This is a genomic window from Pseudomonas sp. RC10 (genome assembly GCF_038397775.1).
Taxonomy (GTDB): Bacteria; Pseudomonadota; Gammaproteobacteria; order Pseudomonadales; family Pseudomonadaceae; genus Aquipseudomonas; species Aquipseudomonas bambusae.
The window spans coordinates 6099554-6115726 of sequence record NZ_CP151650.1 but is presented as its reverse complement, the minus strand read 5'-3'; the positions used below and the strand labels follow the sequence as shown (position 1 = coordinate 6115726).

The window sequence follows — 16173 nt, the reverse complement described above, 5'->3', positions numbered from 1 at the left end:
ATGTGAGGCCGCTTCGCGAATAAATTCGCTCCTACAGATTCCGGGCCCGGCATTCATTCGGATGTGGCTGAATGATCTGCCTGCGCCCATGCGTTTGTCAGGCATTTGAAGATCGGAAGTAGGGCATTTCTGAAACTTCCGTAGTCATGCCCAAATCCCCGCGGCATCTACTGACAACCCCCAAAACCGACCCCTATCGTCCTCGCCTTCTTCAAACGATCAGGACGATCCCTGCATGTCCACGCCTTACGCGCTCATCAATGACGGAAAACGCAGCCTCTCCTGGTATCGAGAGGGTCTCGTGATGGGTGGGCGCGCCCACCAGAAATTCGACCGGGTCAACGCTCACCTCGGCTTGGGGGGCATGGGCAAGCCGGGAGAGTTGATCATCGTGGGTGACGACTCAACGGAGATGTGCACACCGGACGAGGAAATGCTCATGTTCCATGCTCGAAACGTCCATCAGACCCTCTTGGGCAGCAACAACGCCAGCGCACACCTGCAGACCCACAATTACGACTTGCTGCAAAGCATCATGACCTACGGCTCCATCGGCGTCGGCAGTGCCACCTCGGCGTGGGCAACGCACCTGAATCAGGTGCAGGACACGCTGAAAGACATCGGTACGGCGTATCAGAAATGGCGCTTCGGGGTGTTCACCAAGGATCAGTTTCTCGCACAGCGAAAGGCGCTTTTCAGCACGCTCGACGGCCAGCTACGCGGGATCGGACGCTGGGGAACTGGGCTCAAGAACAACTCGTCGATCAAGAAAATGCTGGGGATCTCCAGCAAGCGATACCTGCACACCGGCGAGATCGCCAGCTATGCGAAGAACATCAAACGCATGGGCAACGTGGCACGTCATTTGAGCTCGGGAACGGTGGTGGGCGTGATGCTGGACGTTGGCGCCGGTGGATTGGAAATCAAGGAGGCCTGCTCGACGGGGCGCGAACAGCAATGCACGAAGGCGAAGTTTGTGGAGGTGGGGAAGATGATGCTTGGGATTCCGGTGGCGTGGAAAGGTGGAGCTGTCGCGGGCCCCGCTGCAGCCCAACTGTGTCTGAGGATGGCGGGACCGTCTCGTGGCGCGAGTGTTGTCGTATGCGGGATCGCGGGAGGTGCGCTGGCTGGCTGGGGGGCTGGCAAGGGCGGTTCGGTTGCTGGAGAGGTGTTAAGTACGATGTTGTATGAGGTCATTGAAGGTGAATGATCTTTTCTTATTGTGGGTTGCTCTTATCTCAGCCGGTTTTTTACTCATTGGACATTGCCTTGCGCTCTATGCCGCGTACCGTGTCCTCCCTGAGATTGAACGACGGTTGTACAACTGCAAAATCGTTACAGATGCCATTAGATTTTGGGGCCCGTACAGCCATCCGGGAAGGATGTATCGCTACTCGATGCTCAGCTTGGTACTGACGTCTCCCCGGCTTTTGCACAAGCATGGCCTGATTGATCTCGAACAAGTGCGCAGCCTTTCTGTAAAGCATCGACGTTGGATAAGCATTCCGTCGAGGATCGGAGGCATCGGCCTTATCACAATGTTGACGGCGCTGGCGCTTACAGGACGGCTTTGGTAGCCCTCACTGTGTTCATAGGCGGAGCTGGCTCGTAACTTTTGGCTAGCGTCTTATACGGCTCATTCCGTAGGTCTGCGGCGGTTATAACTGAGGCGGGTGGAGCGATGCTCTACGAGTTGATTGGCGATGAGTGACCGTTTTTTGGAATGGATCGCTTTGATATCAGGCGTGATTGTGGTTGTGAGTTTTTGCATGGATGTCTACGTCAAATACTTCGTATTGGAAAAAGTTGAAGCCCAACTAAAAAGTTGCAAAATCGTCGAAGACGCACGCTTGCTGTGGAGCGGCAGTGGCTTCGTAGGTAGACGACACAGATTGGTGGCAGTCAACCTTGCGCTGACATCCACCGAGCTTCTATTTGAGAATGGGCTGGTGGATGTCGGCGAGGTCAAGCAGGTGCCCTCTCACCTGAGGCGGTGGATTTGCATACCTGACACGATCGGGCTGGGAGGTTTCGTCGTTGGGATGATTGCTTTGGCGCTGCTGGGCAAACTTTGGTAACGCTATTGATGTGGACGGGCATTACGGCTGCGGTAGTGCAGCTCATCGGTTTTCTCTTCATGCTCTACGCCGCCTATTTCATCCTCCCCGAGATTGAACGGCATTTGTACAGCTGCAAACTGGTCACGGATGCCAAGAAATTCTGGGGGCCGTACAGTCATGCCGGGAAAATGTACCGGTATTCAATGCTCAGGCTGGTGTTGACGTCCTCTCGGCTTCTTGAACGGAAAGGCTTGATCGATGTTGAGCAAGTGAACAGCCTTTCCCTTCGACACCGGCGATGGGTGTACCTTCCTGTGCGGTTTACAGGAGTGGGTAGCTGTGGCGTGTTCATAGTCGGGGCCCTCCTCGGCGCATTCTGGTAACGCACACTTCCCATCCGACAGACCGCCTTTTCATGCCTGCCGCCAAAGCAGGCATAATACCGCCCTCACAGATCCCGCGATCTGCACTTCCCGACCCGATCACGTCAGGTGACCCTTTGGCCGAGCCGCTGTCTGCTCGTATTCCCGTTGCGCCCCTACGCCCCTCGGCTTGTCCGGGGTTGTTGCGTATCGTCCCGGCGCTGGATGGAGGTATCTGTCGGATCAAGCTGCCCGGCGGCGTGATCACGGCTGGGCAGGCGTTCGCCGTGGCTGATGCTGCCGAGCACTTCGCGGGCGGGGTAATTGAGGCGACGAATCGCGGCAACGTGCAGATTCGTGGCATCGGTGCCGATCACGAGGGTTTGATCACGACGTTGCTGGATGCGGGCCTCGGCCCAAAAAATCCCGCCAGCGATGACGTGCGCAATCTCATGCTGAGCCCCACGGCGGGTGTCGATCCCGAGCAACTGTTCGACGTGCGTCCGCTGGCTGCGAAGCTCCTGCACACGCTGGAAACCCATCCCCGCTTTCACGAGCTGTCGCCGAAGTTCGCCGTGTCGCTGGACGCGGGCGAAGGCGTGGCGATGCTCGAACACCCTCACGATCTGTGGCTGTCAGCGCTGAGCGTGGAGGACGAGACGCTGCTGGGCTTTGGCCTGGCGGGTTGTCCTGCGACCGACTCGCCGCTGGCGGCGGTGTCGCTGGATGCCGGGCATGATCTGGTGGTGGCGGTTCTGGAGTTGTTCCTCGAACACGCGCGTCCCGATCAGGCCCGCATGCGCCATCTGCTGGCCGACATGCCTGCCGATCAGTTCCTCGCACAGCTCTTGGAGCGTTTGCCGTATTCCGTGCGGGTTGATCAAAAAATAACCACGTGGCGTCGCACGCCGATCAGACTCAATGCGCACATCGGGTTTTATCCACAGCGCCATCCGGATTTCACCTCGGTGGGTGCTGTCGTGCCTTTAGGGCGCTTGAATCCGTCCATGTTGCGCAGCGCTGCGACGCTCGCCGTTGAGCTGGGTGACGGCACCCTGGCAATGACCCCATGGCAGAGCCTGATGTTGCGCAATGTCCGCACTGAAAACGGTTCGCGTGCTGTCGACGGTTTACGTAAGGCGGGCCTGCTGTGCGACGCCGATCAAGCCCTGTCGCAGATGATTGCCTGCACCGGCTCCGCCGCCTGCGGCAAAGGGCTGGCAGACACCAAGGCCGATGCGCGGCAACTGGCGGCCTGCCTGCAACGCGAGGGTGTCAGCCAGGCTGTGCACCTGTCGGGTTGCGACCGGTCCTGCGCCGCCGCTCATGTCGCGCCGATTACGTTGCTGGCGGTGTCCGCTGGCCGTTACGACCTGTATTTTCGCCACGCAGAACAGCCGGGTTTTGGCGAGCTGCGAGGGCGTGACCTCACTATAGAAGCAGTCGGTGCGTTGTTGACCGCCGACTCACGGAGCAACACCGATGATTGATTACATCCGCGACGGCCAGAAGATTTATCGCAACTCCTTCGCGATCATTCGCGCCGAAGCCCGGCTCGACACCATTCCGGCCGACCTGGAAAAGCTCGCTGTGCGCGTGATCCACGCGTGCGGCATGGTCGATGCGGTCGAAGGGCTGCGCTTCTCGCCCGGCGCTGGCACGGCAGGGCGTCAAGCCCTGGCGGCAGGCGCGCCGATTTTGTGTGATGCGCACATGGTGGCTGAAGGCGTGACCCGCGCCCGTTTGACCGCGAACAATCAGGTCATCTGCACCCTGAAAAACGAAGGTGTGCCCGAACTGGCCCGTGAGCTGGGCAACACCCGTTCCGCCGCTGCGCTGGAATTGTGGCGCCCACATCTGGAAGGCGCGGTCGTGGTCATCGGCAACGCACCGACCGCGTTGTTTTACCTGCTGGAGATGATCGACGCTGGCGCTCCGAAACCCGCGCTGATCCTCGGATTTCCGGTCGGCTTCGTCGGGGCTGCGGAATCCAAGGACATGCTCGCCGCTGACAGCCGAGGCGTGCCGTACGTGATCATGCAGGGCCGTCGTGGCGGCAGTGCCATGGCTGCCGCTGCGGTTAACGCCCTCGCCACGGAGGTCGAATGATGCAGGCTCGCGGTCGTCTGATTGGTCTGGGCGTGGGGCCCGGTGATCCTGAGCTGATCACCGTCAAGGCGCTTCGCCTGTTGCGCGAGTCGCCGGTGGTGGCGTATTTCGTCGCCAAGGGCAAGAAGGGCAATGCCTTCGGCATCATCGAAGCGCATCTGCAAGACGCTCAAACGCTGATGCCACTGGTGTATCCGGTGACCACCGAAGTGCTGCCCGAGCCGATGTCCTACGAGCAGATCATCAGCGATTTCTACGACACCGCCAGCCTCGACGTTGCCGCGCATCTGGATGCCGGTCGCGACGTGGCGGTCATCTGTGAGGGTGACCCGTTCTTCTACGGCTCCTACATGTACCTGCACGACCGCTTGGCTGAGCGCTACGAAGCTGAAGTGGTGCCGGGTGTCTGCTCGATGCTCGGCGGCGCCTCCGTTTTGGGTGCGCCCCTGGTGTATCGCAATCAGAGCCTGTCGGTGCTGTCGGGCGTGTTGTCCGCCGATGAGCTCAAACGCAAGCTGGTGGACGCCGACGCGGCGGTCATCATGAAGCTGGGCCGCAACCTGCCGAAAGTGCGCCAGGTATTGGTGGAAACGGGCTTGGCGGAACGCGCGCTGTATGTCGAGCGCGCCACCATGAGCAATCAGAAAATCGTGCCGTTGGCCGAGGTCGATCCGATGTCGTCGCCGTATTTCTCGCTGATCATCGTACCCGGCGAAAGGTGGCAAGGCTGATGGGCGCTTCCAGTCAGAAAGCCCCGGCCATCGTCATCTTGGGCAAGGGCGCGCTGAACACGGCGCGGCGTATTCAACAGTTGTACCCGGACGCGTTGATTCACGGGTTGATCGAGCGCGTTGAAGGGGTTGACCGAAGCTATGCCGATTTTGGCGCGACGCTTCGTCAGCTGTATCAACAGGACACACCGATCATCGCCCTGTGTGCGGCGGGTATTGTCATTCGCACCCTCGCGCCGGTGTTGCTGGAGAAGGGCGCCGAGCCGCCCGTTCTTGCCGTTGCCGAAGACGGCAGCGCGGTGGTGCCGCTCTTGGGTGGACTGGGTGGCGTCAACGTCATGGCCCGCGAGATTGCTGCGGGCTTGAACACAGCTGCCGCGATCACCACCAGCGGCGAGCTGCGTTTCGGCACCTGCCTGCTCAATCCACCCTCCGGCTACGCGCTGGCCGACCTGGAGTTGGGCAAGCGTTTCGTCTCAGATTTGCTCTCCGGTGAAAGCGTGCGCATTGAAGGTGCGGCGCCTTGGCTGGCGCAAGCGCAATTGCCGGAGGACGATCACGCGCACCTGGCGATTCATGTCGGGTACGCCGAGCGTGAGCCGTTGGCCAACGAACTGCTGATCTACCCGCGCAATGTGTTGGTGGCGGTCGAGGCATCGGTCGAGAACATCGCCGACGTTGTGAAGGCCACGCTGCACGAATCGCGCATCGCGCTGCAATCGCTTGCCTGCTTGCTGGCGGGTGAAAGCGACATGGCTCGCCCGCAATTGCATGCCGCCGCCGATGCCTTGGGTGTACCCGTGCGCTTTACTTCGACAGCGTCGCCGAGCGACATGGCACAGCAGGTCTTGCCCCAGTTACTGCCCCCGGTCACGCCCATTGACGGCCTCGCCATTGCCGTCGCACCGCAACCGCTGGACATCGAAAAGATCGGTCGCGGACGTGGTCGGCTCGCCGTCATCGGCCTTGGCCCCGGGGCTGCCGAGTTCATGATTCCTGCCGTCAAGGCTGAGCTGGCGCGGGCCAACGATGTGCTGGGTTACGAAACCTACGTGCGCATGGCTGGGCCGTTTCGGACCGATCAAGTGCTGCATTGCACCGATAATCGGGAGGAAATGCAGCGCGCTCGCCACGCCTTCGAACTGGCCGCCCAAGGGCGCTCGGTGGTGGTCGTATCATCGGGTGATCCGGGCGTGTTCGCCATGGCGGCGGCGGTGCTGGAAGCATTGCATGAGTCCGATGATCCACTGTGGCATTCGGTGGATCTGGAGATCCTGCCAGGGGTTTCAGCTTCACTGGCCACGGCCGCTCAAGCCGGCGCGCCACTGGGGCATGACTTCTGCGTGATGTCCCTGTCGGACAACCTCAAATCGTGGGAAATCATCGAAAAGCGTCTGGACCTCGCCTGTCAGGCAGACCTGGCGCTGGCGTTCTACAACCCGATCTCCCGCTCCCGACCGTGGCAATTGGGGCGTGCGTTGGAGATTGTCCGTCAACATCGCACGCCAGAAACGCCGGTGACCTTGGGGCGTGACATTGGCCGACCGGGCCAGACTCTGCGCGTGATTACACTGGGCGAGCTCACCCCCGAACAAGTCGACATGCGGACCATGGTGCTGGTCGGCTCATCGCTGACCTGCACCTTTCCACGCGTCGATGGCACTCAGTGGGTGTACACCCCACGTTGGTATGGCGCCAAGCCCTCTCATTAAGTTGTAGATGTGAAGGAGGGAGACTTCGGAATCCCTCCGTATCTGCGTAGGAAAGAGCGTTTCTGCGATGGGAAAAATCCGTCCCTGATGTCTGGAAAAAGCATCCAGCCGAGCGCGCATCTTTTCCACGGTGTTAACCCCTCATTGTCAGTCCGATCACTCTATGGTCAGAAGCTCCCGGCGTGCGGGCGCTTCAGGTCGTGGTGCGCATTTGCTCACGTTTATTTTGATGCGAAATCGTGAACGCATGTAACGAGTGGTACAGCGTTCCGACCCTCCATTTGGCGCTAGGGTGATCACGTCCACGACGGACAACTTTTCTTAAAAGGACTTAGCAATGAACAACCAAGAGTTTCTGGATCACCTGGCCTCCGTGCCTTCCCTGGATTCCATTCCTCCTGCCATCACTGCGCGCACGGCACGCACCGACCTGATCGAGCCCGCCAGCGGCGCTGTGGTAGGTCAGGCGGTTCTCGGCTTCGTCGCAGGCATGAGCCAGCAAGCACGTGAGGACGTGCTGGACACCTTCACCTACGCCACCCTGGCGGCGGACAAGCGTTACAACGTCGTGAGCGACAATGGCGAGTGGTACAAGACCTTCCGTTCAGCCATGACCCGCGCGTTGAACTGGGCGCCTCAAGACATCGCGTTCGTCAGCCACTCCAGCCGTGAACGTGTCCTGACCATGGACAAGATCGGTCTGGACCTCATCGCTTCTTCCATCGCCGCTGTCGGCACTGGTGGGGCGGCAGGACCGCTGATGCTGCAAATCGCCGGTGACGCTGTCGAGGCGCTGAAACAAGGGGATGAGCCGGTCCGTCTGTTCAACAGCCGCACCAAAAAACCGGGTGGCGCCCGTTTCATGGTGGGCGGATGCAACGAAAGCGCAGACGGTGTCATCACGCTGGCCGTGGGCGCAGTCGAGGCGAAAACCCGGATCAACGTCACTAACGTTCTGTTCGTCAACTGGAACTCGGTGGCTGTCGACCTGAACAAAAGCGCCGACGTCTTTATCTTCAATCAGTCGCTGTACGCCCACCGTCGTGAGCTCGTTCGTCAAAAGCTGCTCGAAGCGTCCGACGCGGCGTTCATGGAATTCCCGATCTAAGGGACGAGGCCGTGGAGTTTTCCGCGGCCTTCTTTCACAGGAGTGAGCATGATGACTCAGGACATCGTGGAAACGTATTTGAATGATGGCGTGCTGATGATGTTTGCCGCACCCGTGGATCAGGCTTTCAAGCGCGATGCGATGGATTCCAGCCTGTACGCGCAATTGGCCGCGAGCAAGCAGCACGACAGATTCACACATTATCGCGAGTGGCAGACGACGCTTTTAAAAGCCATGACGACATTCGGCTGGTTGCGGCTGGACCTCTCGGACAAACACGGGATCACGGACGAGACGTTTGTGGTAGCCGAAAGGCTTCGGGAGCTATTGCCCGATTCGTTTGCCTTTTTGCGCGGGAAGAAGCTGGACACTTTTTTAGCGTCTCTTTGCGTCACCCACGCCAGCAAGATTGCCCAGGTGATGGTGGCGCAAGACGCTCAGGTAGCAGCAAGCCCGTCAGGCTCTAAAGCCGGAAACGCGTCGTGTGCTGAACCCGTATCGTCTGTCGTACTCCAGGTCGCCTTTGTGCTGCCTTCGCGACAAAAGGTCTTGCTCTGTGTGGCATTCGAAACCCTGGAACCCGTCGCGGCCAACCCATTCGCACAGCGCTTGACGAAGAGCCGGTTGGTGGGAGAAGTCAGGTCGTTTGGTTTCGTCGGTACGCTGGATGACCTGCGCTATGCGCAATTTCGGGAGCGGGTGGACGCGGCCCTCGCGGGCAAGCGCGCTGGGTTGTCGCACGCCATCCAGGGGGTGGAGCCATGAAGGGGGCGAAGGGTGCAATCGTCGGCTCCAGCATGGTTTCGCTGTACAACGGGATCGACGCGCAAGACCGCGAAGATATCTTTGACTGCCTGCTGTATGCCGATGTGTTCGCAAGCCGTTTTCACGACCAGAGAAAGGACTATTCCAACTGGCTGTTTCGCTACCGCAGACGGTTGGAAACCCGAGGCTGGGTGCTGGAAAACCCGATCAGGCACACGCCTCACGTCATTTTTCGAGCTGCGGACCTTGATGCGGCCACGTTCCACGTCATCGACTCGACGGGGGCGAGGGCACTCGCGGATCTGGCGCAGGCCACATGGCGATCGACAAGGATCAATCGTCATGCGGATCATTTTTTCAGCCGAAGCTCACAGGATGGTGAACTGGCCCGCTTTCAAATGGTGCCGTGCATGAGCGATGCCGACGGGACGGTTTTGATGTTGATCTGCGCCATCCGACTCACCGGCTCGGTTGACATCCGCGACTTCGAGTTCTGGACCGAAACCCGCCGTGAAATGCTCCTGCGCATCAGTGGCGGGGTGTACCGCTTTGATCGGGCGGTTTACGAGAAATACCGGGAGGACGTCCGCACACAACTGATTGGCAGCTCCGACCGGGCGATCAAGGAGTTCCCCATCTGACCGTCACGGCACCAGATAGCCCTTGATGCCCGTGAAAATGATCTGAGCCGCCAGCGCGCAAACGAACAGCCCCATCAAGCGGCTGACGATCTGCAGGCCCTGATCACCCAGAATACGTTCGATGCTGTGGGAGAGATAAAGCACCACACCCACCGTGAAGCTCGCCAGCGCAATGCTCACGATCGCGGTGAGTTTGTCGTCCCAGTGGGGCTGGCTGACGCCCATCACCAGCAATGCGCCGATGGTGCCAGGACCGACGGTGATAGGGATGGTCAGGGGGACGATGGCAACGTCCTGCTGCACGTTGTCGGTCTGCACGCCGGACTTGCCTTGCGCCATGCCCAACGCCGAAATGAACAGCACGCTGCCGGCGCCGATACGGAAGGCGTCGGCGGTGATGCCGAACACCCCGAAGATCACCCGACCGAACAGGTACAGCAACACGCTGGACACCAACGTAGCAAAGGCAATTTTCCACGCCAGATAGCGACGCTCTTTACGCGAATAACCGCGGCTCAGACTGATAAAGCACGACAGGACGAAGAACGGGCTGTAAAGCACCAGCATCTTCAGATAAACGCTGAACAGCACATGAAGCATGGTTTGAGCTCGTGGCGGCAGACTCGGACGGGAGGAAGTCTATCAGGCGTTGAGCGAGGAGGCGGGTCAGTTTTGCTGATAGCGGTCTTGATCGTCAGTGTCGTCGCCACTCTGACGGCGCGCCCTTTGCTCGACCCAGTGTTCCACCAGTTCCCGCAGCTGCGAGAGCTCTACCGGTTTGGACATGTGGCCGTCCATGCCGGACTGGCGGGCGCGGTCTTTGTGCTCGGTCAGAATGTGCGCGGTCAATGCCACCACGGGGGTGCGGAGCCGCTGGTTACCCAGCTCCCAGGCGCGCAACTGCTGGGTGGCAGAGAAACCGTCGAGGATCGGCATTTCGCAATCCATCAGCACCAGGTCGTAGCGCTGGGCTTTCATGGCTTGCAGGGCTTCTTCGCCGTTGCTGGCCGTATCCGGTTGCAGGTTAAGCTTGCCGAGCATGCCACGAATCACCTTCGTGGAAATGCTGTTGTCTTCGGCCACCAGAATCCGGAAGTCGCTGGGCACGTCCACTTCGCCGAGGACGGCTGGGGAAGGAGGGTAAGGCGCCTGGCCCTTGTTGCGTTGATTCAATTCGTCCGCCAGCGTGGTCTTGAGCGTGTAACCCGCGACGGGCTTGGCGAGGATGCGCTTGACCCCCGCGTTGCGTGCAATGACTTTACTCGGAGCGTTGCTGATGCCGGTCAGCATGATCAACAGGATGTCGTGGTTGAGGCTCGGGTCTTCTTTGATCTTGGCGGCCAGCTGCATGCCGGTCATGCCAGGCATGTTCTGGTCCAGCAGCACGATGTCGAAGTAATCACGCAGGTGGGCCTTGGTGCGCAGCAAGGCCAATGCCTCTTTGCCAGACGGTACGGCGCTGACGTTTAGCCCCCAGGCGCTGCACTGTTGCACCAGCACTTTGCGGCAGGTGTCGTTGTCGTCCACCACCAGCACTCGCGCACCTTTGAGCGGGCTGTCGAGGTCAGCCGGTGGTTGCTCCAGACGTTCCGGGTCCAGCGGCAGGCTCAGCCACAACGTGCTGCCTTGGTTGCTGCCGCTCTGAATGCCGAATTCCCCGTTCATCAACAAGATCAGCTGGCGGGCAATCACCAACCCCAAATGGCCGCCGACTTTGCTGGCCGCGAGGAAATTCTTGCTGTGCAGTTCCGCGTGGAGCAGGGCGTCGCGTTCCTTGGCGGTCAGCGGCGTGCCGCTGTCCTGAACGGCGATGCGCAGCCGCGGTTTGCCGCCCCGAGAGTCGAGCGCGACGACCAACAGAATTTCGCCCTCGTCAGTTTTCTTGAGGGCGTTTTCCAGCAGGCTCAGCAGGGTTTGGCGCAAGCGGGTCGGGTCGCCGCTGATCACGCGGGGAACCTGCGGCTGAATGAAGCTGATCAGCTCGACGCTTTGCTGTTCGGCTTTCGCCCGAAAAATACTCAGGCAGTCCTCGATCATGGCGTTGAGGTCGAATTGCACATCGTCCAACTCGATCTGCCCGGATTCCAGTTTGGTGATGTCGAGAATCTCGTTGATCAGCGTCAGCAGCTCATTGCCCGCGCTGTGAATGGTCTGCACGTAATCGCGCTGTTTGACGGACAGCGGGGTGCCCAGCAGCAGCTCGGTCATGCCCAGCACGCCGTTCATGGGCGTGCGGATTTCATGGCTGATCTTCGCCAGGAATTCAGCCTTGGCGTTGATTTCGGCCGTGCTGGCCGCAAGTTCCCGGCTGATGCTGAAGTTGTCTTCGGTGATGCTGCGATGGCGCTCGCTCAGGGCAATGCTCATCAGCAGGCCGCACAGGCAGAACATGCCCAGGACGGCGATGATCAGGGTCTGCGCAGCGATGGTCGTGAGCCACAGCATCGCAGGCAGAACGACCAGATTGCCGAGGTTGAACACGATCATCGCGATCACGAACGGTCGTGCCGGTCGGTAGCCTTTTTGCAGGTGATAGATCGACACCAGCGTGATGGTCAGCGTGGTCAGCGCTACCAGCAAGAACGTCATGATGTTCAGCGGCAGGGTATCGACGAACAGCACCAGGAGACCACCGAAGCCGACGATCAGCAGTACGCTCATCAGCAGGCGATTGAGTGTTTCAGCGCCTCGCTGAATGAAGAAACAGTAGGCGTACATCAGTCCCGTGGCAGCCGCCATCAGCAAGGCGAGGTGAGCGCTCGGGGTTTGTGCGAGGTGCCAATGGGGCAGCCACGACGCTTGCAGGTTCAGCAGCAACAGCGCGCTGAGCCCCAGAAAACCTTCGCACGCCGCCAGCCACAGGCTGCTCACCGAGCGCGATTGAGCGTAGCGGGTGATGTTCTGCACGATCAGCATGATCAGCGAACCGAAGAACAGCCCGAGCAACAGTGGACGGCGCTCGTCGGCCGCGCTGGCTACGGCGGATTCCAGCGAAATGTTCGGGCGCAGCTCTTGCTCGGATTTCAGGCGCAGATAAAGGTCCAGCGGCCTGTCGCTTTGCGGCACGGGGAGCAGAAAGTCGATAGAGGGCAACGGTTGTGCCGCCCGTGGGACTTTGTTTCCGGAGCGCGAGTGATCGATCAGGGCTTCGCCGTCGATGACGTACATGTCAACGGTGGCCAGATCGGGCGCGAAGATGCGCACGAGTTGCTCGTGATCGGTCGGGGGGAGGCGATAGTGCAGCCACAACGCAGCTTCACGGCTGATGGCGCGAACCTGGTCGAGTTCAACGGGGCTGAATTGGGTGTCGTAATGGGGAGAGCGAATGTCGCTGAGTTGGAGATTCGCCTGATCGTCGACAAGCGTTGACCATCCTGCGCTGACCTCGGCCGAAGCCGTGGGCACACAGAGGAGGGTCATCATCGCGATGATCGAACAAGCGGCAATCCTGAGCCAGCGCACGGCGAAATCCCTTCGTGAATGAAGCCAGTTACCCTGGTGCGGCCCAGAATGATCGGACAGTCGCCTGGTTTCAGGCGACTGTCCGGCCTCGGGCTTACTCCAGGTGTTCGCCGCGTTCCCGGGCAATGGCGCGGTAGCCAATGTCCTTGCGGTAGAAACAGCCTTCCCAGTCAATCTTTGCAGCCAGTTCATACGCCTGCTTTTGCGCGTCGCCAACGGTGTCGCCCAGTGCAGTGGCACACAGGACGCGGCCACCGGAGGTCACGACCTGACCGTCTTTCAACGCAGTGCCCGCGTGGAACACTTTGCCCGGCAATGTCGCAGCAGCGTCCAGGCCGTTGATCGCGGCGCCCTTGGCGTAATCGCCAGGGTATCCGCCTGCGGCCAGTACGATGCCCAGACTCGGACGTGGGTCCCACTGAGCTTCCACTTTGTCCAGAGCTTGCGCCAAAGCGGCCTCGACCAGCAAGACCAGGCTCGATTGCAGACGCAGCATCACCGGTTGGGTTTCCGGGTCGCCGAAGCGGCAGTTGAATTCGATGACCTTCGGATTGCCTGCCTTGTCGATCATGAGACCAGCATAGAGGAAGCCGGTGTAAACGTTACCTTCGTCCGCCATGCCTCGGACGGTCGGCCATATGACCTGATCCATCACGCGCTGATGCACGTCAGCGGTCACGACGGGAGCAGGGGAGTACGCACCCATGCCACCGGTGTTCGGGCCGCTGTCGCCGTCGCCGACGCGTTTGTGGTCCTGGCTGGTGGCCATCGGCAACACGTTCTTGCCGTCAACCATGACGATGAAGCTCGCTTCTTCGCCGTCCAGGAATTCTTCGATCACGACGCGGGAACCGGCATCACCGAAGGCATTGCCCGCGAGCATGTCTCGGACAGCCTCTTCAGCCTCTTCCAGCGTCATCGCGACGATCACGCCTTTACCGGCGGCCAGGCCGTCAGCCTTGATCACGATCGGCGCGCCTTTCTCGCGCAGGTACGTCAGCGCAGGCTCGATCTCGGTGAAGTTCTGGTAATCGGCCGTCGGGATTTTATGGCGTGCCAGAAAATCCTTGGTGAAGGCCTTGGAGCCTTCCAGTTGGGCGGCACCTTTGGTCGGACCGAAACAGTCCAGGCCACGGGAGCGGAACAGGTCCACGACACCGGCGACCAGCGGGACTTCAGGGCCGACGATGGTCAGCGAAACGTTCTTCTCGGCGAAATCGGCCAGTTGTTCCAGGGCCAGCACGTCGATGGCAACGTTCTCGCACTTGGCTTCGATGGCGGTCCCGGCGTTACCCGGCGCGACGAAGACCTTCTGCACGCGAGGGTCCTGCGCGACCTTCCAGGCCAGCGCGTGTTCACGGCCACCGCTGCCGATGATGAGTACGTTCATTTTAAAAACCTCGATGACGCTAATGCTGTGGGTGTCGCCTGGTATCTGCGGTTCGCAGATCCTGTAGGAGTGAGCTTGCTCGCGATTGGACGGTACAGCCGACGTGATTCCAGCGTCAGGAACATCGCATCGCGAGCAAGCTCACTCCTACAGGAGATGGCGTGCAATCCGGCAGCCGCGTGTATTAACGCAGCTGACGTCGTATCAATGCCTAAAGTGGCGCATGCCGGTGAACACCATCGCGATACCTGCTTCATCGGCAGCAGCAATGACTTCTGCATCACGCATCGAGCCACCCGGCTGGATCACCGCAGTGATACCGACCTTGGCGGCGTTGTCCAGACCGTCGCGGAACGGGAAGAACGCGTCCGATGCCATCACCGAACCGGCGACCTGCAGGCCAGCGTGTTCAGCCTTGATGGCAGCAATACGGGCAGAGTTCACGCGGCTCATCTGGCCGGCGCCGACACCGATGGTCTGACGGTTCTTGGCGTAGACGATGGCGTTGGATTTGACGTACTTGGCGACTTTCCAGGCGAAGATCAGGTCGTGGATTTCCTGCTCGGTCGGTGCGCGTTTGGTCACGACTTTCAGGTCGTCGGCGCTGATCATGCCGATGTCACGGCTCTGCACCAGCAGGCCTCCGTTGACGCGTTTGTAGTCCCACGCCGGTGCACGTTCCGCATCCCACTGGCCGCTGGTCAGCAGGCGTACGTTGGCTTTGCTGGCGACGATGGCCTGGGCTTCGGCACTGACGCTCGGGGCAATGATTACCTCGACGAACTGACGCTCGACGATCGCTTTGGCGGTCTCAGCATCCAGCTCACGGTTGAACGCGATAATGCCGCCAAAAGCGGATTCGCTGTCGGTGGCGTAGGCCAGTTCGTACGCCTGGCGAATGCCGCCTTCGGCGTCCGGGCTGACAGCAACGCCACACGGGTTGGCGTGCTTGACGATGACGCAGGCCGGTTTGACGAAGCTCTTCACACATTCCAGCGCGGCGTCGGTGTCGGCCACGTTGTTGTAGGACAGTTCTTTGCCCTGCAGTTGGGTCGCGGTGGCGATGCCCACTTCGGCAGGCTTGGCTTCCACGTAGAACGCCGCGCTCTGGTGCGGGTTCTCGCCGTAGCGCATTTCCTGCGCCTTGATGAACTGCGTGTTGAAGGTGCGCGGGAATTGGCTGCGGCCTTCAGTCGAAAGCGTTTCGGCGCTCTGATCGACGCTGCCCAGGTAGTTGGCGATCATGCCGTCGTAGGCTGCGGTGTGTTCGAACGCCTTGAGCATCAGGTCGAAGCGCTGGGCGTAGGTCAGGCCACCGGCCTTGAGGCTTTCCAGCACTTGGCCGTAGTCGCTGGCGTTGACCACGATGGTCACGTCTTTGTGGTTTTTCGCGGCCGAACGGACCATGGTCGGGCCGCCGATGTCGATGTTCTCGATGGCGGTCGGCAGGTCGCAGCCAGGCTTGGAAACCGTGGCCTCGAAGGGGTACAGGTTCACGGCCACCAGGTCGATCGGCTTGATGCCGTGTTCGGCCATGATCGCATCGTCGGTGCCGCGACGGCCCAGGATGCCGCCGTGGATTTTCGGGTGCAGGGTCTTGACCCGGCCGTCCATCATTTCTGCGAAGCCGGTGTAATCCGCGACTTCTACCGCTGCGACGCCGTTGTCCTTGAGCAGCTTGAACGTACCGCCGGTGGACAGAATCTCGACGCCAAGGGCTTCGAGTTCACGGGCGAACTCAAGGATACCGGTCTTGTCGGAAACGCTGATCAAGGCGCGGCGGATCGGCAGGCGGGTCGTCTGGTCGGTCATCTCAACTTCCATCAAAAGCAA

Annotated in this window: 13 protein-coding genes; 9 read left to right on the top strand and 4 right to left on the bottom strand. The window is 60.4% G+C overall.

Features of this window, described 5'->3' with window-relative positions; all coding sequences use genetic code 11:
* The first annotated feature begins 235 nt into the window (after window positions 1-235).
* From AAEO81_RS27505 to AAEO81_RS27465, 9 genes are all read left to right on the top strand, one after another.
* Window positions 236-1210, top strand: a complete 975-nt coding sequence (locus tag AAEO81_RS27505) for a hypothetical protein (RefSeq protein ID WP_341960226.1) — start codon at window positions 236-238, stop codon at window positions 1208-1210.
* A gap of 493 nt (window positions 1211-1703) precedes the next feature.
* Entirely contained in the window at window positions 1704-2078 is a 375-nt protein-coding gene (locus AAEO81_RS27500; RefSeq protein WP_341960224.1) for a hypothetical protein, read from the top strand.
* 481 nt (window positions 2079-2559) lie between these two features.
* Window positions 2560-3912 (top strand): precorrin-3B synthase, encoded by a 1353-nt coding sequence (gene cobG, locus AAEO81_RS27495; RefSeq protein WP_341960222.1) that lies wholly within the window; start codon window positions 2560-2562, stop codon window positions 3910-3912.
* Window positions 3905-4531: a precorrin-8X methylmutase gene (locus tag AAEO81_RS27490; protein ID WP_341960220.1), complete on the top strand. Its 627-nt coding sequence runs from the start codon at window positions 3905-3907 to the stop codon at window positions 4529-4531. Before cobG ends, AAEO81_RS27490 begins: the two co-directional genes overlap by 8 nt.
* Entirely contained in the window at window positions 4531-5262 is a 732-nt protein-coding gene (locus AAEO81_RS27485) for a precorrin-2 C(20)-methyltransferase (RefSeq protein WP_341964635.1), read from the top strand. Before AAEO81_RS27490 ends, AAEO81_RS27485 begins: the two co-directional genes overlap by 1 nt.
* Window positions 5262-6974 (top strand): precorrin-3B C(17)-methyltransferase, encoded by a 1713-nt coding sequence (gene cobJ / locus AAEO81_RS27480; protein ID WP_341960218.1) that lies wholly within the window; start codon window positions 5262-5264, stop codon window positions 6972-6974. Before AAEO81_RS27485 ends, cobJ begins: the two co-directional genes overlap by 1 nt.
* 337 nt (window positions 6975-7311) lie before the next feature.
* Window positions 7312-8082 carry a hypothetical protein gene (locus AAEO81_RS27475; protein WP_341960216.1) on the top strand — a complete coding sequence of 257 codons (771 nt, stop codon included), beginning with the start codon at window positions 7312-7314 and terminating at the stop codon, window positions 8080-8082.
* A 48-nt stretch (window positions 8083-8130) separates the two neighbouring features.
* Window positions 8131-8847, top strand: a complete 717-nt coding sequence (locus AAEO81_RS27470) for a hypothetical protein (protein WP_341960214.1) — start codon at window positions 8131-8133, stop codon at window positions 8845-8847.
* On the top strand, window positions 8844-9488 hold the full coding sequence (locus tag AAEO81_RS27465; RefSeq protein WP_341960212.1) for a hypothetical protein: 645 nt from the start codon (window positions 8844-8846) through the stop codon (window positions 9486-9488). Before AAEO81_RS27470 ends, AAEO81_RS27465 begins: the two co-directional genes overlap by 4 nt.
* 3 nt (window positions 9489-9491) lie before the next feature.
* On the opposite strand, the gene AAEO81_RS27460 is transcribed toward AAEO81_RS27465, so the two are convergent.
* The 4 genes from AAEO81_RS27460 to purH all read right to left on the bottom strand — a co-directional run bounded on the left by AAEO81_RS27460 (window position 9492) and on the right by purH (window position 16152).
* Window positions 9492-10088, bottom strand: a complete 597-nt coding sequence (locus AAEO81_RS27460; RefSeq protein WP_166595941.1) for a MarC family protein — start codon at window positions 10086-10088, stop codon at window positions 9492-9494.
* A gap of 66 nt (window positions 10089-10154) precedes the next feature.
* Window positions 10155-12950, bottom strand: coding sequence for a response regulator (locus AAEO81_RS27455; RefSeq protein WP_341960209.1), 2796 nt, complete (start codon window positions 12948-12950; stop codon window positions 10155-10157).
* A gap of 94 nt (window positions 12951-13044) precedes the next feature.
* Window positions 13045-14340 carry a phosphoribosylamine--glycine ligase gene (gene purD / locus AAEO81_RS27450; protein WP_341960208.1) on the bottom strand — a complete coding sequence of 432 codons (1296 nt, stop codon included), beginning with the start codon at window positions 14338-14340 and terminating at the stop codon, window positions 13045-13047.
* Between the two features lie 204 nt (window positions 14341-14544).
* The gene (gene purH / locus AAEO81_RS27445) at window positions 14545-16152 is read right to left on the bottom strand and encodes a bifunctional phosphoribosylaminoimidazolecarboxamide formyltransferase/IMP cyclohydrolase (RefSeq protein ID WP_341960207.1); all 1608 of its coding nucleotides are present in this window, start codon (window positions 16150-16152) and stop codon (window positions 14545-14547) included.
* Between the last annotated feature and the right edge of the window lie 21 nt (window positions 16153-16173).